Source organism: Micromonospora sp. TSRI0369 (assembly GCF_001905625.1).
Taxonomy (GTDB): Bacteria; Actinomycetota; Actinomycetes; order Mycobacteriales; family Micromonosporaceae; genus Micromonospora; species Micromonospora echinospora_A.
Genome location: NZ_LIVU01000005.1, coordinates 250,686 through 264,301, shown reverse-complemented (window position 1 = coordinate 264,301; position 13,616 = coordinate 250,686). Strand labels below are relative to the sequence as shown.

Genomic DNA, 13,616 nt, shown 5'->3' with positions numbered 1-13,616 from the left:
CCGCGCGGTGGGCGCGCGACGAGGCCCGGCACGTCACTGCTCCAGCGCCGCCTCGGCCGCCGCGACCTGCGGGCCTGCCCGCAGCGCGTACGCGACGACGCCGCCGAGGAGGAACGTCGTGGCGGTGACCGCGGCGATCCGGTTGCCCGGCTCCTGCGCCATCCACAACGCGACCTGCCGCCATTGCGGCCCGCCCGGCGCGGCCAGGAACGCCCCCAGCGCGGCCCAGGCGGTCGGTACCTGCCAGGCGGCCCGCGCGCCGGCGAGCGCGGCGCCGAGTCCGACCAGCCCGATCAGCCCGGCCGTATTGCGGGCCAGCACGGACAGCGGCCCGAAGTCGGCGCCGAGGGCGCGGGCGGCGGCCAGCAGCCCGACGACCACCACGCCGTACCCGAGCAGATGCCCGGCCCGGCGCGGCGCCCACTGCCACGCGGCGGTCCGCTCCAGCGCCGGGTCGGTGCCGGCGAGCGTCGGCCCGAGCGGCGCGACCGCCAGCGCGGTGGTGAGCACGGCGAGGCCGGCGGGCACCTCGGGCCGGTCGGTGAAGGCGGCCCAGGAGACGGCCATCACGGCGACGGCGACCGCGGATCCGGCCAGGGCGGCGGGTAGCCGGCGGGACCGCACGTACAGCGGCAGCCAGCGGGTCACGGCGCGGCCCGTCCGGTGAGCGCCGGCATCAGGTCCGGCTCGCAGCGCGCGGCCGCGTCCCGCAGCGCGGTGACCCGCCGCAGTTGCTCCGGCTCGGGCAGCGCGCGCAGTTGCCGCACCCCGGCCCGGATCTCGTCCTGCTGCGTGTCGGTGTGCCGGTATCCGGTCCAGGAGTCCCACAGCCGGACCGTCTCGGCGTCCAGCAGCCAGGCCGCGGCGATCGCCGGGGCGATGTCGTCGCCGCTGCGCCCGCAGCCGTACCACATGGTGCCGCCGCCCAGGGCGATGCGCTCGGCCACGTCGGCGGCCCGGCCGGTGTCCGGGTCGACCTCCAGGAGGAACTGCACGGTGTCCGGTGCCGGCTTGGGCCGGTGCCACTGCTCGCTGTCGTTGCTGCCGATGGTGTCCAGCCGCAGTTCCACCGCGCGGGTCGGCGCGTCCGGCAGCTTCGCCAGCGCGCGCAGCCCTCGGCGGGCCTCGGTGGTGACCTCGGGCAGCAGATGCGCGTTGACGGCGGTGACGCACACCTGCGGCGTGCCGTCGGCGCAGACGTAGCGGCGCGCTCCCGCGTCGAGCTGCCAGATTCCGGCCGGGCCGGGCACGCCGATCAGCACGAGACCCGCCACGCCACCGGTGAGGCCCGCGAACGCGCCGGCCCGGGTGAGCCACGACCCGCCCGCCGCCAACAGCAGCCCGGCGAGCACCAGCCCGGCCCCGAGGACCAGGCGGCTCAGCAGAAGCCGGTCCGACAGCGTCTCCCAGGGCGTGTCCGGCGGCCAGTTGATCATGAGGGACGGACTCGACAGCGTGCTGTCGACGCCCGCGATCAGGGACGTGCCCTCCTGCGCCACCAGCGCGGCGGCGGCCAGCAGCGGGGGCAGCAGCGGTGAGGACCACAGGCGGCCGACGGCCGTGCCACACCAGGCCGCGCCGACGAGCACCAGCACGTCGACCAGGGGCCCGGCGAGCCCGCGTACGCCGAGGTAGGCGCCGCCGGTGGCGACCAGCGCCGCGCCGCCGGCGAGCACGAGCAGGTGCGCGGCCGCGACGGCGACGCCGAGCGCGGTCATCGCGGGCAGCGCGCGTTGCCAGCGGGGCCGGCCGGTGCTGTTCATCAGCTCGTCGGCGCGGGTACGCCGGTCCCGGCGCCCCAGCACCGCGCCGCCGGCCAGCGCCAGCGGCATCAGGAAGAACATGGCGGAGGAGTGCACGTAGCCCAACCGCAGCCACTGTCCCTGCCAGAAGCTGTACATGCTCGCGACGCCGAGGATCCCGATGGCGAGCAGCAGCACCGCCACGGCCGGCGCGTTGGAGCGGCGCAGTTCGACGCGTACCTGTCGGATCATCAGGCGCCCCGGTGCTGCTGGAGGAGGTACGAGTAGCCGCGCTCGGCGGCGCTGTCGCCGACGCCGCCCGTCTCGCCGTGGCGGACCAGGTCGGCGGGCAGACCCTGGAAGACGCGGGCGCCGTGGTCCATCAGGATGACGTCGGAGCAGGCCGCCACCACGTCCTCCACCAGGTGGGTGGAGACCAGCACGCAGGCGTCCGTGCCGAGTTCGCGGATCAGCTCACGGAACTCGACCCGCTGTTCCGGGTCCAGGCCGACAGTCGGCTCGTCGAGCAGCAGCAGGTCCGGCTCGTTGACGATCGCCTGCGCGATGCCGGCACGGCGCAGCATCCCGCCGGACAGCGACTTGAGCTTGGCGTCGGCCCGGTCGGTGAGGCGTACCCGGTCGATGGCCCGCTGGGCCGCGGCCGGCACCGCCGAGGCGGGCATCTCCCGCAGCCAGGCCACGTACTCGACGTACTCGCGGACGGTGAACCGGGGGTAGTAGCCGAACTGCTGCGGCAGGTAGCCGAGGCGGCGGCGCACCGGCCGCAGCTCCCGGCTGGCGGTGGCGTCCGCGCCGAGCAGCCGCAGCACCCCGCTGTGCGGCTTGACCACAGTGGCCAGCGCGCGCATCAGCGTGCTCTTGCCGGCGCCGTTCGGGCCGAGCAGCCCGTGCACGCCGGCGCCGAGCGTCAGGCCGAGGTTGTCGACGGCCAGGTGCCGTCCGGCCTTCACCGACAGTCCCACCGCCTCGATCCGCCAGGCGTGCCGGGTCGGCGCCACCTCGTCGGCGCTCACTGCGCGTACCAATGTCTTCTCCTTCTCGGGCACTGTCGGTCGCGGCGCCGGGCGGGCGCCGTGTGGTCGTTTCATGGGGTGCGGAGTCAGCGCCAGCCGGGGCGTCGAAGGTGGTCGGCGCGCAGGACGGCCAGCACTGTGAGCACGACGGCGGCCGTCGCCCAGACGGGCATGGTCGCGGGCCGGATCAGGGCCTCGGTCGCGGCGGCCGCGCGGGCCAGGTCAGGCCCGCCGGTGAACGACACCGCGGCGACCGCCGCGAGCCAGCCGCCGCCCAGCACGGCGGCCGCCAGCGGCACGCCGACGCGGCTGCCGAGCAGCAGCGTCGCCGCGACGAACGTCAGGCACGGCAGCAGCCACAGCACCGGGTTGCGGCCGACCGCCAGCCCGGCCACCGCCAGCACTGGTGCCACCAGGAGCAGAACCGCGAGGGTACGGCGCAGCAGCAGTTCCAGTCCGGCGCGGGCGGTGCCGGCGACCACCTCCCAGGCCGGGTTGGCCCGGTGGGACCAGGCGACCGCGAGCCCGGCCAGCGGCGCGACAGGGGCCAGCAGCAGCACCGCCGAGGGGCGGTCCGGGTAGTTGCGGTCCAGCAGCACCGCGGCGAGGATCGCCGTGCCCGTCATCGCGGCCCAGGCCAGCAGCGACCAGTCGGTCCAGCGCAGCCACCACCGCCGCAGCGGTCGCCGGGGCGCCGGTCGTGGCCCGGTGCGGGCCTGTTCCAGGATCGTCTCCCGGGCGTCGCCGAGCAGCGCTCGCAGCGGCGGGGCGGCCAGCTCGCCGAGCCGGTGACGGCACTCGGCGCAGCCCTCCAGGTGCACCTCGACCGTCCAGGTGGCGGCGTCGTCGGGCCCGCCCGCCGCGTACGCGGCCAGTGCCTGCGGGGGTACGTGAGCTGTCATGCCAGGGCCTCCCGTAGCGCGTTGCGGGCACGCCGCGCCCGGCTCTTCACGGTGCCCTCCGGCACCCCCAGCAGGACCGAGGTCTCCCGGACGGTCAGCCCGTCCAGGACCATCGCGGCCAGCACCGCCCGCAGTTCCGGGGCCAGCGCGTCCAGTGCGGCGCCCAGTTCCAGGCTCATCGTCCCGGCGAGTGCCTCGTCCTCCGCGGCGGGCGCGCTGCGTACCGGAAGCACGTCGGTCGGCACCTCCTGGACGCGGGCGCGGCGGCGCATCGCGTCGACCAGACGCCGGGCCGCGATGGTCCAGATCCAGCCGGCCGCCGAGCCGCCGGGCGCGTCCGATCCACCGGAGCGCCGGATGCCGGAGAACGAGCCGGCGGCCCGCCACACGGTGAGGTACGTGTCCTGGAGGACCTCGGCGACGATGCCGTCGTCCGCGCAGCGCCGTCGCAGCCGGATCGCGAGCCACGGCGACGTGCGCCGGTACAGCTCGTCGAACGCGTCGAGGTCGCCGCGCGCGACCCGCCGCAGCAGCCGCTCCTCGTCCTGTTTGCTTCCTCCCACGCCTAGATGGTCGTCCACGGCCCCTCCGACGGATCACGGCGCAGCGTGACCTGGGTCACACCGCGCCGTGGGCAGGTGTCCGTCACTCCGCGGCGGCGAACGGTCCCTTCAGGCCGAACGCCAGCGCGGCGAACCGCTCGCCGATGCGCCGGTCGGCGGCCGGGTCGGGGTGCAGCTCGTCGGGCAGCGGCAGCTCGGCGTAGTCGGCCTCGCCGTACAGCTCCAGCCCGTCGAGGTAGTGCAGGTTCGGGTCGGCGCCGGACCGGGACGCCACGATCCGGGACAGCTCGGCGCGGATGACGCGCAGCGTGAGCCGGCCGGACGCCACCTCGGCCGGGTCGCCGGTGGCCCGGAACCGCACCTTCCCGTCGACGAACTCGACAGCGCCCGGGCCGGGCGTGTCCTCCTGGATCGGGCACAGGATCGACGACACGACGAGCAGCGGCGTGCGTGGGTGCCCCTCCCGGATGGTGTCCAGGAAGCCGTGCACGGCCGGGCCGAACGCGCGCAGCCGCATCAGGTCGCTGTTCACCACGTTGATGCCGATCTTGACGCTGATCAGGTCGGCCGGGGTGTCGCGCATCGCCCGGGCGGTGAACGGGTCGAGCAGCGCGCTGCCGCTGAACCCGAGGTTGACCAGCTCCACGCCGGTCAGCGCGGCGGCCACCGCCGGCCAGGTGCCGGTGGGGCTCTCCGCGTCCGAGCCGTGGCTGATCGAGCTGCCGTGGTGCAGCCACACCCGGCGGCCACCCGTGTCGGCCGGCTCGACCGGCGCGTCCGTGCGCAGCGCCACCAGCTCGGTGATCTCCCGCTGCGGCAGCCAGATCACCACCTCCTTGTCGGTGGCGGGCAAATCGGTGAAGCGCACCGTGCCGACCGGCCCCGGCTCGATGCCGGACGTGCCGGTGGCCAGGTCGATGGTGAGCACCTTGCCGCCACCGGCGGTGGCCTGACCGGCGAGACGGCCGTCGACGACCAGGTCGTAGCGGCCGTCCGGACGCGGCCCGGTACCCCGGTAGACCATCTTCATGGGCAGCACGTCCAGCTCGACTGTGGTGGCGCGGGTGCGGAACACCAGCCGTACGCCCGAGGGCATCGCCTCCGCCGTCATCAGCTGCGGGTCGATGTTCTGCGCCCGGGCCCACGCGGGCAGCCGGTGCGGCAGCACCCCGTCGACGGTCTGTTCCAGGTCGAGCGCGCCGCGCAGCAGGTCGGGAGTGATCGGAGTGGTGAGGTGCGGGGATGCCATGATCCCGATCCTGCCTCCGGATCCGGGGACCGGCCACCTGATTTATCCGACAGGCCGGACTCGTCACGCCCGGTCAGTCGGTGAGCACCAGATCCACGTACCGGGCGATCATGGTGGCGAGGACCTGGTCCGGGTCGGTGGCCCACACCTCGGCGTTGAAGATCTCCACCTCGACGTCGCCGGTGTATCCGGCGGCCTCCACCGCGCGGCGCAGCGGCGGGAAGTCGATGTGCCCGTCGCCCATCATGCCGCGCCCGAGCAGCACGTCCGCCGGGAGCGGGGTGAGGAAGTCGCACACCTGGAAACTCGCGATCCGCGTCCCGGCGCGGGCGATCTGCCGCCACACGTCCGGATCCCACCAGACGTGGAACGTGTCCACCACGACGCCGACCTGCTCGGCCGGGAACGCCTCGGCCAGGTCGAGCGCCTGCCCGAGCGTGGACAGCACCGCCCGGTCGGCGCAGTACATCGGGTGCAGCGGCTCCAGCGCGAGGCGTACCCCGCGCTCGCCCGCGTACGGCGCCAGCTCGGCCAGCGCGTCGGCGACCCGCTGCCGCGCGCCGGGCAGGTCGCGGGAGCCGGGCGGCAGGCCGCCGACGACGAGCACCAGGCAGGCGGCGCGCAGCGCGGCGGCCTCGTCGATCGCACGGCGGTTGTCCGCGAGGGCCGCGGCCCGTCCGGCCTCGTCGGCGGCGGTGAGGAACCCGCCCCGGCACAGCGACGACACCCGCAGCCCGGCGTCGGTGACGAGCCGCGCCGCGGCCGGTACGCCGATCTCGGCCACCGGCTCGCGCCACAGCCCGATCGCCGGGATGCCGGCGCGCACACAGCCGTCGACCGCCTGCGCCACCGACCAGCGTTGCGTGGTGCGCTGGTTGAGCGACAGCTTCGCCAGCCGTGGGTCGGCGGTCATCCGGGCACGCCCGCGACATCCAGGTACGCACGCATCCGCCGTGCCGCCAGGCCGGGGTCGAGCAGCAGCCCGGCGGCGTCGGCCAGCCGGCACGCCTCGACCAGGTGCGGGACGCCGCGCCCGCCGTGCAATCCGCCGACCATGGTGAAGCCGGGCTGCCGCCCGTTGAGCCAGGACAGGAACGCGATGCCGGTCTTGTAGTAGGGCGTCGGCGGGGCGAACAGGTGCCGCGACAGCGGCACCGTCGGGTCGAGGATCGCCCGGAACCCGGCCGCATCGTCCGCGTCGAGCCGGCCCAGCGCCGCCGACGCGGCCGGGGCGATCGCTGCGAACGCGCCGAGCAGCGCGTGGCTGAACCGTTTCCCGTCGCCCTCGATCAGCTCCGGGTAGTGGTAGTCGTCGCCGGTGTAGACCTTCACCGCCGGCGGCAGCAGTTCCCGCAGCCGCACCTCCCGGCCGGCGTCGAGCAGCGACACCTTCACGCCGTCGACCAGGTCGGCGTGGGCGTGCACCAGCGCGGCGAACGTGGCGGTGGCCTCGTCCAGGTCGGTCGAGCCCCAGTAGCCGGACAGCGCCGGGTCGAACATGTCGCCGAGCCAGTGCAGCACCACCGGAGCGCCGGCCTCCCGCAGCACCTTCTCGTAAACACGCAGGTAGTCCTCCGGGCCGGTGGCGAGCGCGGCGAGGTGCCGGCTGGCCATCAGCACCGGCGTGGCGCCGTAGCCCTGCACGACCGCGAGCTGCTCGGCGTACGCGGCGGCGACCTCGTCGAGCGTGCGCGGGACGCCGGTGAGCTGGTCGGTGCCCACCCCGGCGACGATGCGCCCGCCGCAGGAGGCGGCCTCGGCGGCGCTGCGCCGGATCAGCTCGCGGGTGGCCGCCCAGTCCAGCCCCATCCCGCGCTGCGCGGTGTCCATCGCCTCCGCCACGCCGAGACCCCACGACCACAGGTCGCGCCGCACCGCCAGCGTCGCGTCCCAGTCCAGGCCCGCCGGGCGGCCGGGGGAGTTGTCGGCGTACGGGTCGGCGACGACGTGCGCGGCCGCGTACGCGATCCGGCTGGCCGGCGGCGCGGCCGGCCGCTGCCAGGCGGGCGGTTCCCGCAGCGTCAGCTTCTCGGTGCCGCCGCCCGGCGCCGGCAGCGTGATCCGCGTGCTCACCGAGGGATCTCCTCGATCGTCACCCGCCGCCCCTCGCGGGCCGAGCGCAGCCCGGCCTCGGCCAGCTGCACGCCCCGGGCGCCGGCGAGGAAGTCCCACGGGAACGGCTCGTCGTCGACGACGTGGCGCAGGAACGCCTCCCACTGCACCTTGAACGCGTTGTCGTGCTCGCCGTTGTCCGGCACTGTCTGCCACTGCGCGCGGAACGGCTCGGTGACCGGCAGGTCGGGGTTCCACACCGGCATCGGGGTGGCGCCCCGGTGCTGGATGCGACAGTCGCGCAGCCCGGCCACCGCGCTGCCGTGCGTGCCGTCGACCTGGAACTCGACGAGTTCGTCCCGGTGCACGCGGACCGCCCAGGAGGAGTTGACCTGCGCGACGACGCCGCCGGCCAGTTCGAAGATGCCGTACGCGGCGTCGTCGGCGGTGGCGCGGTAGCGGGCGCCGTTCTCGTCGACGCGCTCGGGGATGTGCGTGGCGGTGACAGCGGTGACTGCGGTGACCGGGGCGATGATCTGCTCCAGCACGTAGTGCCAGTGCGGGAACATGTCGAGCGTGATGCCGCCGCCGTCCTCGGCGCGGTAGTTCCAGCTCGGACGCTGCGCGCCCTGCCAATCGCCCTCGAACACCCAGTAGCCGAACTCGCCGCGCACCGACAGGATCCGGCCGAAGAAGCCGCCGTCGACCAGCCGCTTGAGCTTGCGCAGGCCGGGCAGGAACAGCTTGTCCTGCACGACGCCGTTGCGGACCCCCTTGGCGGCGGCGAGCCGGGCCAGTTCCAGCGAGGCGAGGAAGTCCTCGGCGAGCGGCTTCTCGGTGTAGACGTGCTTGCCGGCCTCGATCGCCGCCCGGATCGCCTTCTCCCGCGCGGCGGTCACCTGGGCGTCGAAGTAGATCTGGTTGGCGTCGTCGGCGAGCGCCGATTCCAGGTCGCATGTGTACGCCGACAGCCCGTGCCGGGCGGCGATCTCGGCCAGGCGGTTCTCGTCGCGGCCCACGAGGGTCAGCTCCGGCCAGATGCGGGTGCCGTCCCGCGCGGGCACGCCGCCCTGTTCGCGGATGGCCAGCAGGGACCGGACGAGATGCTGACGGTAGCCCATCCGCCCGGTGACGCCGTTGAGGATGATCCCGACGGATGTGCGCTCCACTGTGCCCCTCCCAGCGGTGAATGCGCTTTCAGTAAGCGCTTTCAGGGTGTTACCGTAGCCACGCCGGAACACCGGGTCAAGACGTTCCGCAGGGAGACTCATCGATGCCGCACGTGACGCTGGAAGACGTGGCCAGAGCGGCCGACGTGTCCCTGGCCACCGCCTCCCGGGCGCTCAACGGGCGGCGGGTCACCCCGCACCTGCACGACCGCGTGCTGGCCGCCGCCGCGCGGCTCGCGTACACCCCGAACGCCCACGCCCGCGCGCTGGCCGGCGCGTCGCACCGCAGCGTCGGAGTGATCTGCCACGACGTCACCGACCCCTACTTCGCCGCCGTCGCCGGTGGCGTCATGCGGGTCGCCGCCGACAACGACCTGCTGGTCATGCTCGCCAGCACGTTCCGCGACCCGGAACGCGAGATCGCGTACGTGTCGATGCTGCGCGCCGAACGCGCCCCGGCCATCCTGCTCATCGGCTCGGGCTTCGAGGACCCGCGCTGGGATCGCGCGCTGGCCGCCGAGCTGACGCCCTACCTCGACGGCGGCGGCCGGGTCGCCGTGGTCAGCCGGCACCGCACCCTGAAGGTCGACAGCGTCCTGCCGGAGAACCGGGCCGGGGCCGCCGCGCTGGCCCGCGCGCTGCTCGGCCTCGGGCACCGCCGCTTCGCGGTGCTCTCCGGCCCGCCCGAGCTGACCACCGTCGCCGACCGGCTCGGCGGGTTCCGCGACGAGCTGGCCGCCGCCGGCGTGACGCTGGCCCCGGCGGCGGTGGTCGAGGCGGAGTTCACCCGCGACGGCGGCTACCAGGCGATGACCGAGCTGCTCGGCCGCGGGCTCGACGCCACCTGCGTGTTCGCGCTCACCGACGTGATGGCCGTCGGCGCGTACGCGGCGCTGCGCGACCACGGGCTGTCCGTGCCCGGCGACGTCTCGGTGGCAGGCTTCGACGACATCCCGATCGTCCGCGACCTCACCCCGCCGCTGACCACAGTGGCGCTGCCGCTGCGGCAGCTCGGCGAGAAGGCGATGGAGCTGGCGCTCACCGAGAACCCGGGCCGCCGCCGGCGGATCACCCGCCTGCCCGCAGAGGTGGTGCTGCGGGCCAGCACCGCGCCGGCCCGCGCCTGAGCCCGGCCGGTAGGGTGCCGTCATGATCGAGGACGCCACGTGCCGCTGACGAACCCCTGGCTGACCGGGCCGGCGCCGACGAGGAAGCTGGACCGGGACCGCTTGGCCGAACGCATCCTCAACCTGCTGTCGTCGCAGAACATGTGCGTGCTGGCCACAGTCGGGCCGGACGGCCCGCTGGCCACGCCGGTGCGGTACTACCCGCTGGGCTTCACGCTGATGTTCACCGCCGCGCCGCGCTCGCCGAAGATGCGCAACATCGCCGCTGACCCGCGCGTGTCGGTCGGCGTCTTCGCGCCGCTTGTCGGGCTGGCGAGCAGCCGGGGCGCGCAGGTGTTCGGCTCCGCCCGGGTGCTCGGCCCGGAGCATCCGGACCGGGCCCGCCACTGGGCGGCGTTCCGCTGGGAGAGCGAACACGCCGAGCGCGGCCGCTCACTGGCCGAGCCACCCGAGGACCCGCTCGTCGTGATCGAGGCCGACCGGATCGTCTACACCGAACACTGGCTGCGCCGCGAGGGCTACGCCCCACGCCAGCACTGGCGCCGCTGACGCCGCTCGCCGTTCGTGCGTTGGCGTCGCGGCGGGTGTCGCCCGAGGCCCGACGCCCATGGCCGAGGAGCGCTACGGGCCGGCGGGGGAGCGGGTGGCGCTCAGCAGGTTGCCGGCCAGCCGCAGGTCCGCGCCCTCGACCTTCGCAAGCACGTCGATCCGCTCGACCGTGACGTGCGACCACAGCGGCTCCGGGAACGCCGCGCGCAGGGCGGCGGCGTCCAGGCCCCAGCCCTGGCCCGCCTCCGGTGACACCGCCAGCACGAACACCGCCCCACCGGGCGCGGTCAGGCGCGGCAGCAGCGCCAGGTAGTCGCGTACGGCAGCGCCCCGCCGGTCCAGCGAGTGCAGCAGCCCGGAGTCGAACACCGAGTCGTACGGCGCCGGCGGCACCGGGATCGCCGTGGCGTCGCACACCTCGAAACGCACCGGCAGTCCCGCCTCGGCGGCCCGGGCCCGCGCCTGACCGATCGCCACCGCCGAGATGTCGACACCCGTCACGTCGAGACCGCGGCGGGCCAGCGCGAGCGCCAACTCCCCGGTGCCGCATCCGACGTCGAGCACGCGCGGGCCGCGTACCCCGGTGTCGAGGACCGTGGCGAGCGCCGGCTGCGGACCGCCGATCTCCCACGGCGGGCGCTCGGTGCCGCGGTAGAGGCGGTCGTAGTGGACGTCGTCCGGCTCGTCGGTCATCGCGTACCCCCTCGGTGCGTGACAGGTGCCGAGCGTGTCACGTCCGACGGCCGTCCGTGCGCCCGCCGGGGCGGCGGTGAGCCGGCCCCGGCGGTCACGCACGGGGCGTCAGAACCGCAGCCGGCGCAGGTAGCGGTAGCCGACCTCGGCGGTCTGCTGCGGCGTCACGTCCGGCGTGTCGTTCTCCACGATGTACTCCAGCACCTGGTGCCCGCGGAAGATCCGGGCGAAGTCGATCATGCCGGTGCCCAGGTCGGCCATGTCGCCGGTGGCCGGGTCGCGGTCCTTGACGTGATACTGCAGGACCCGCTGCGGCGCCGAGCGGATCACGTCGAGCGTGAAGCCCTCCGGGTCGGCGACGCCGTCGCCGGAGTTGATGCCGCCGGTCACCGCCCAGTAGATGTCGATCTCCAGGTGCACCAGGCGCGGGTCGAGTTCCTCGGTCAGCACGTCCCACGGCCGCCGGCCGTTGCCGAAGTCGATGGTGAACTCGTGCGCGTGGTTGTGGTAGCCGTACCGCAGGCCCGCCTTGCGCGCCGCGGCGGCCTCCACGTTCATCTGCTCCGCCCAGCGCTTCCAGTCGTCCTCGCGGTCGGAGTTCAGGTACGGCACCACCATGAACCGCTGGCCCAGCGTACGGGCGTCGGCGATCTTCTGGTCCAGCGCGGCGGCGTCGGCGGCGATGCCGTCGTGGCTGGAGCTGGCCTTGATGCCGATGCCGTCCAGGAAGCGGCGCAACTCCCGGGCGGTACGCCCGAAGTAGCCGAGCGCCAGCTCGACCCGGGGGTAGCCGATGCGGGCCAGGTGCGCCAGCGTCGCGTCGTAACCGGGGGAGCCGTTGAGCGCGTCGCGGACCGTCCAGAGCTGGAGGCTGATCAGTTCCTTCGGCACCGGGCGCCGGCCGTGGTGGTGTCCGCCGGCCTGGGCCGCCGTCGCACCCAGCCCGGTGGCGAGGCCGACGCCGGCGAGCGCGGCGAGGGAGCCGCGCAGCAGTCCACGCCGGTCCAGCGACTGCTCCAGCGCGGCGTGCCCGTCGTATCCGTAGCACATGGTCGTACTCCTTATCGCCTGTGCGCCGACGCTACAAAAGCCATGTCGATATGTCTATGCCTTTCGGTGTTGCGAGTCGGACTTTCGATCGGCCTGTTTGAAAGTCGGGGACTGCGTGTCGCCGGTGCCGCGTGGCAGGCTCGGGTCGTGGCCACCTACGACGTCGCTCTCGTCCTGCTCGTCGACCCGACCGGCGCGATCCTCATGCAGCACCGCGACGGCAACGCGCCTGTCTCCCCGTACCAGTGGAGCCTGCCCGGCGGCAGCATCGAACCGGGCGAGACACCGGAGCAGGCCGCCCGCCGCGAGCTGCTGGAGGAGACCGGGCTGACCGCCGGGGAACTGCACCTGCTGTGGAGCGGTCCGCGCCCGCACGAGGACGGCTTTCCGCACACGGTCACCGTGTACGTCTTCCGCGGCACCACGCAGGCGCGGCAGGAGGATGTGATCCTCGGCGAGGGACAGGCGATGGTCTTCGTGCCCCGCGACCAGGTGCTGCACCGCGACCTGGCGGTGAGCGCGGCGAAGGTGCTGCCGCTGCACCTCGCGGAGACCGCCTAGCGCCCGGTCAGCGCCCCGGCGAACACACCGGCGAACCGGGGCAGCACCTCGTCGTCCGGCAGATGGTGCGGGTTGATCTCGGTGACCGACAGCCCGGCGAACCGCGGGCTCGCCACCAGCTCCGCCAGCGTGGCCGCCGCCTCGCCGAGGCTGAGCCCGAACGGCTCCGGCACGTCCGCCAGCGGCGCGTCCACGAAACGCAGCACGTCCACGTCGAAGTGCACCACGAACCCGTCCGCCGCGCCCTCGGCCACCGACCGGGCCCGCCGCGCCGCCGCCCGCGCGTCGGCATGCACCTCATCGGCCGGCACGTACGCCAGCCCCAGCTCCGCCACCAGCTCCCGCTCGTGGTCACCGCGGGGCAGCGAGTCGCCGTACACCACCACCCGCTCCGGGGACAGCAGCGGCGCCACCGGCCCGACACCAGCCACCTCGGGCAGCGTCCCCGGCAGGCCCAGCATGTGCGCCAGCCCCATCGCATCCAGGTTGCCGTTCGCGCGGGTCTCCGGCGTGTACAGGTCCGGGCCGCCGTCCACGTACACCAGCGCGGGCGACATCCCGGCCCGCGCGCAACCGGCGACCAGGCCGACGGTGACGGTGCAGTCGCCGCCGAGCACCAGCGGCACGCGGCGGCGGCCCAGCGCGCCCACGACCCGGTCGGCCACCGCCGACGCCACGGCGGCCACCGCGCCCGCGTTCTGCCCCCTCGGGTACGCCGGATCGGGCCGCCACCGGAAGCCCGGCACGTCACCGGCGTCCTCGACGTCGGCGCCCAGTAGGTCGAGCAGGCCGGCGGCGCGCAGGGCGGCCGGAGCGCGCTCGACACCGGGGGTGTGCGCGCCGGCGCTCGACGGCGCGCCGACGACCGTCCACTCACGAGGGCCCATGCCTCACCCTAGCCGCCGTCGACGACAGTACGATGCGC

The 13,616-nt window shown here is 74.7% G+C and carries 15 protein-coding genes; 3 read left to right on the top strand and 12 right to left on the bottom strand.

What is annotated here, in order from left to right; genetic code table 11:
• Window positions 1-33 precede the first annotated feature (33 nt).
• The 9 genes from AMK25_RS18495 to AMK25_RS18455 form a co-directional block, all read right to left on the bottom strand.
• Window positions 34-648: a hypothetical protein gene (locus tag AMK25_RS18495; RefSeq protein WP_073829604.1), complete on the bottom strand. Its 615-nt coding sequence runs from the start codon at window positions 646-648 to the stop codon at window positions 34-36.
• Window positions 645-1,994, bottom strand: coding sequence for a hypothetical protein (locus tag AMK25_RS18490; protein ID WP_073829603.1), 1,350 nt, complete (start codon window positions 1,992-1,994; stop codon window positions 645-647). The genes AMK25_RS18495 and AMK25_RS18490 overlap by 4 nt, the downstream gene beginning before the upstream one ends.
• Complete coding sequence (locus AMK25_RS18485) at window positions 1,994-2,788, bottom strand: ABC transporter ATP-binding protein (protein ID WP_073830008.1); 795 nt, start codon at window positions 2,786-2,788, stop codon at window positions 1,994-1,996. Before AMK25_RS18485 ends, AMK25_RS18490 begins: the two co-directional genes overlap by 1 nt.
• Window positions 2,789-2,862: 74 nt before the next feature.
• On the bottom strand, window positions 2,863-3,678 hold the full coding sequence (locus AMK25_RS18480; protein WP_073829602.1) for a zf-HC2 domain-containing protein: 816 nt from the start codon (window positions 3,676-3,678) through the stop codon (window positions 2,863-2,865).
• Window positions 3,675-4,259, bottom strand: coding sequence for an RNA polymerase sigma factor (locus AMK25_RS18475; protein WP_198937573.1), 585 nt, complete (start codon window positions 4,257-4,259; stop codon window positions 3,675-3,677). Before AMK25_RS18475 ends, AMK25_RS18480 begins: the two co-directional genes overlap by 4 nt.
• A 64-nt stretch (window positions 4,260-4,323) precedes the next feature.
• Window positions 4,324-5,490 (bottom strand): SGNH/GDSL hydrolase family protein, encoded by a 1,167-nt coding sequence (locus AMK25_RS18470; protein WP_073829600.1) that lies wholly within the window; start codon window positions 5,488-5,490, stop codon window positions 4,324-4,326.
• A gap of 73 nt (window positions 5,491-5,563) precedes the next feature.
• On the bottom strand, window positions 5,564-6,403 hold the full coding sequence (locus tag AMK25_RS18465) for a sugar phosphate isomerase/epimerase family protein (RefSeq protein WP_073829599.1): 840 nt from the start codon (window positions 6,401-6,403) through the stop codon (window positions 5,564-5,566).
• Entirely contained in the window at window positions 6,400-7,563 is a 1,164-nt protein-coding gene (locus tag AMK25_RS18460) for a dihydrodipicolinate synthase family protein (RefSeq protein ID WP_073829598.1), read from the bottom strand. The genes AMK25_RS18465 and AMK25_RS18460 overlap by 4 nt, the downstream gene beginning before the upstream one ends.
• A complete protein-coding gene (locus AMK25_RS18455; RefSeq protein ID WP_073829597.1) occupies window positions 7,560-8,711 on the bottom strand; it encodes a Gfo/Idh/MocA family protein in 1,152 nt (383 codons plus the stop codon). The genes AMK25_RS18460 and AMK25_RS18455 overlap by 4 nt, the downstream gene beginning before the upstream one ends.
• Before the next feature lie 104 nt (window positions 8,712-8,815).
• On the opposite strand from AMK25_RS18455, the gene AMK25_RS18450 reads away from it, so the two are divergent.
• Both AMK25_RS18450 and AMK25_RS18445 read left to right on the top strand, forming a co-directional pair.
• Window positions 8,816-9,838 (top strand): LacI family DNA-binding transcriptional regulator, encoded by a 1,023-nt coding sequence (locus tag AMK25_RS18450; RefSeq protein WP_073829596.1) that lies wholly within the window; start codon window positions 8,816-8,818, stop codon window positions 9,836-9,838.
• 39 nt (window positions 9,839-9,877) lie between these two features.
• Complete coding sequence (locus AMK25_RS18445) at window positions 9,878-10,387, top strand: pyridoxamine 5'-phosphate oxidase family protein (protein ID WP_073829595.1); 510 nt, start codon at window positions 9,878-9,880, stop codon at window positions 10,385-10,387.
• A 72-nt stretch (window positions 10,388-10,459) separates the two neighbouring features.
• Here AMK25_RS18445 and AMK25_RS18440 read toward each other — a convergent pair whose 3' ends face one another.
• Together AMK25_RS18440 and AMK25_RS18435 are read right to left on the bottom strand one after the other, a co-directional pair.
• Window positions 10,460-11,080, bottom strand: coding sequence for a class I SAM-dependent methyltransferase (locus AMK25_RS18440; protein WP_073829594.1), 621 nt, complete (start codon window positions 11,078-11,080; stop codon window positions 10,460-10,462).
• A 108-nt stretch (window positions 11,081-11,188) separates the two neighbouring features.
• Window positions 11,189-12,130: a sugar phosphate isomerase/epimerase family protein gene (locus AMK25_RS18435; protein ID WP_073829593.1), complete on the bottom strand. Its 942-nt coding sequence runs from the start codon at window positions 12,128-12,130 to the stop codon at window positions 11,189-11,191.
• Window positions 12,131-12,277: 147 nt separating this feature from the next.
• Between AMK25_RS18435 and AMK25_RS18430 the strand changes: the two genes are divergently transcribed.
• A complete protein-coding gene (locus tag AMK25_RS18430) occupies window positions 12,278-12,691 on the top strand; it encodes an NUDIX hydrolase (RefSeq protein ID WP_073829592.1) in 414 nt (137 codons plus the stop codon).
• Here the strand turns inward: AMK25_RS18430 and AMK25_RS18425 are convergent.
• Window positions 12,688-13,578: an arginase family protein gene (locus AMK25_RS18425; RefSeq protein ID WP_073829591.1), complete on the bottom strand. Its 891-nt coding sequence runs from the start codon at window positions 13,576-13,578 to the stop codon at window positions 12,688-12,690. The genes AMK25_RS18430 and AMK25_RS18425 overlap by 4 nt on opposite strands.
• Between the last annotated feature and the right edge of the window lie 38 nt (window positions 13,579-13,616).

Excerpts from the sequence above, each read along its gene's own strand:
- AMK25_RS18425 (WP_073829591.1), bottom strand. The coding sequence starts at position 13,578 with ATGGGCCCTCGTGAGTGGACGGTCGTCGGCGCGCCGTCGAGCGCCGGC.
- AMK25_RS18450 (WP_073829596.1), top strand. The coding sequence starts at position 8,816 with ATGCCGCACGTGACGCTGGAAGACGTGGCCAGAGCGGCCGACGTGTCC.
- AMK25_RS18440 (WP_073829594.1), bottom strand. The coding sequence starts at position 11,080 with ATGACCGACGAGCCGGACGACGTCCACTACGACCGCCTCTACCGCGGC.
- AMK25_RS18435 (WP_073829593.1), bottom strand. The coding sequence starts at position 12,130 with ATGTGCTACGGATACGACGGGCACGCCGCGCTGGAGCAGTCGCTGGAC.
- AMK25_RS18490 (WP_073829603.1), bottom strand. The coding sequence starts at position 1,994 with ATGATCCGACAGGTACGCGTCGAACTGCGCCGCTCCAACGCGCCGGCC.
- AMK25_RS18470 (WP_073829600.1), bottom strand. The coding sequence starts at position 5,490 with ATGGCATCCCCGCACCTCACCACTCCGATCACTCCCGACCTGCTGCGC.
- AMK25_RS18465 (WP_073829599.1), bottom strand. The coding sequence starts at position 6,403 with ATGACCGCCGACCCACGGCTGGCGAAGCTGTCGCTCAACCAGCGCACC.
- AMK25_RS18480 (WP_073829602.1), bottom strand. The coding sequence starts at position 3,678 with ATGACAGCTCACGTACCCCCGCAGGCACTGGCCGCGTACGCGGCGGGC.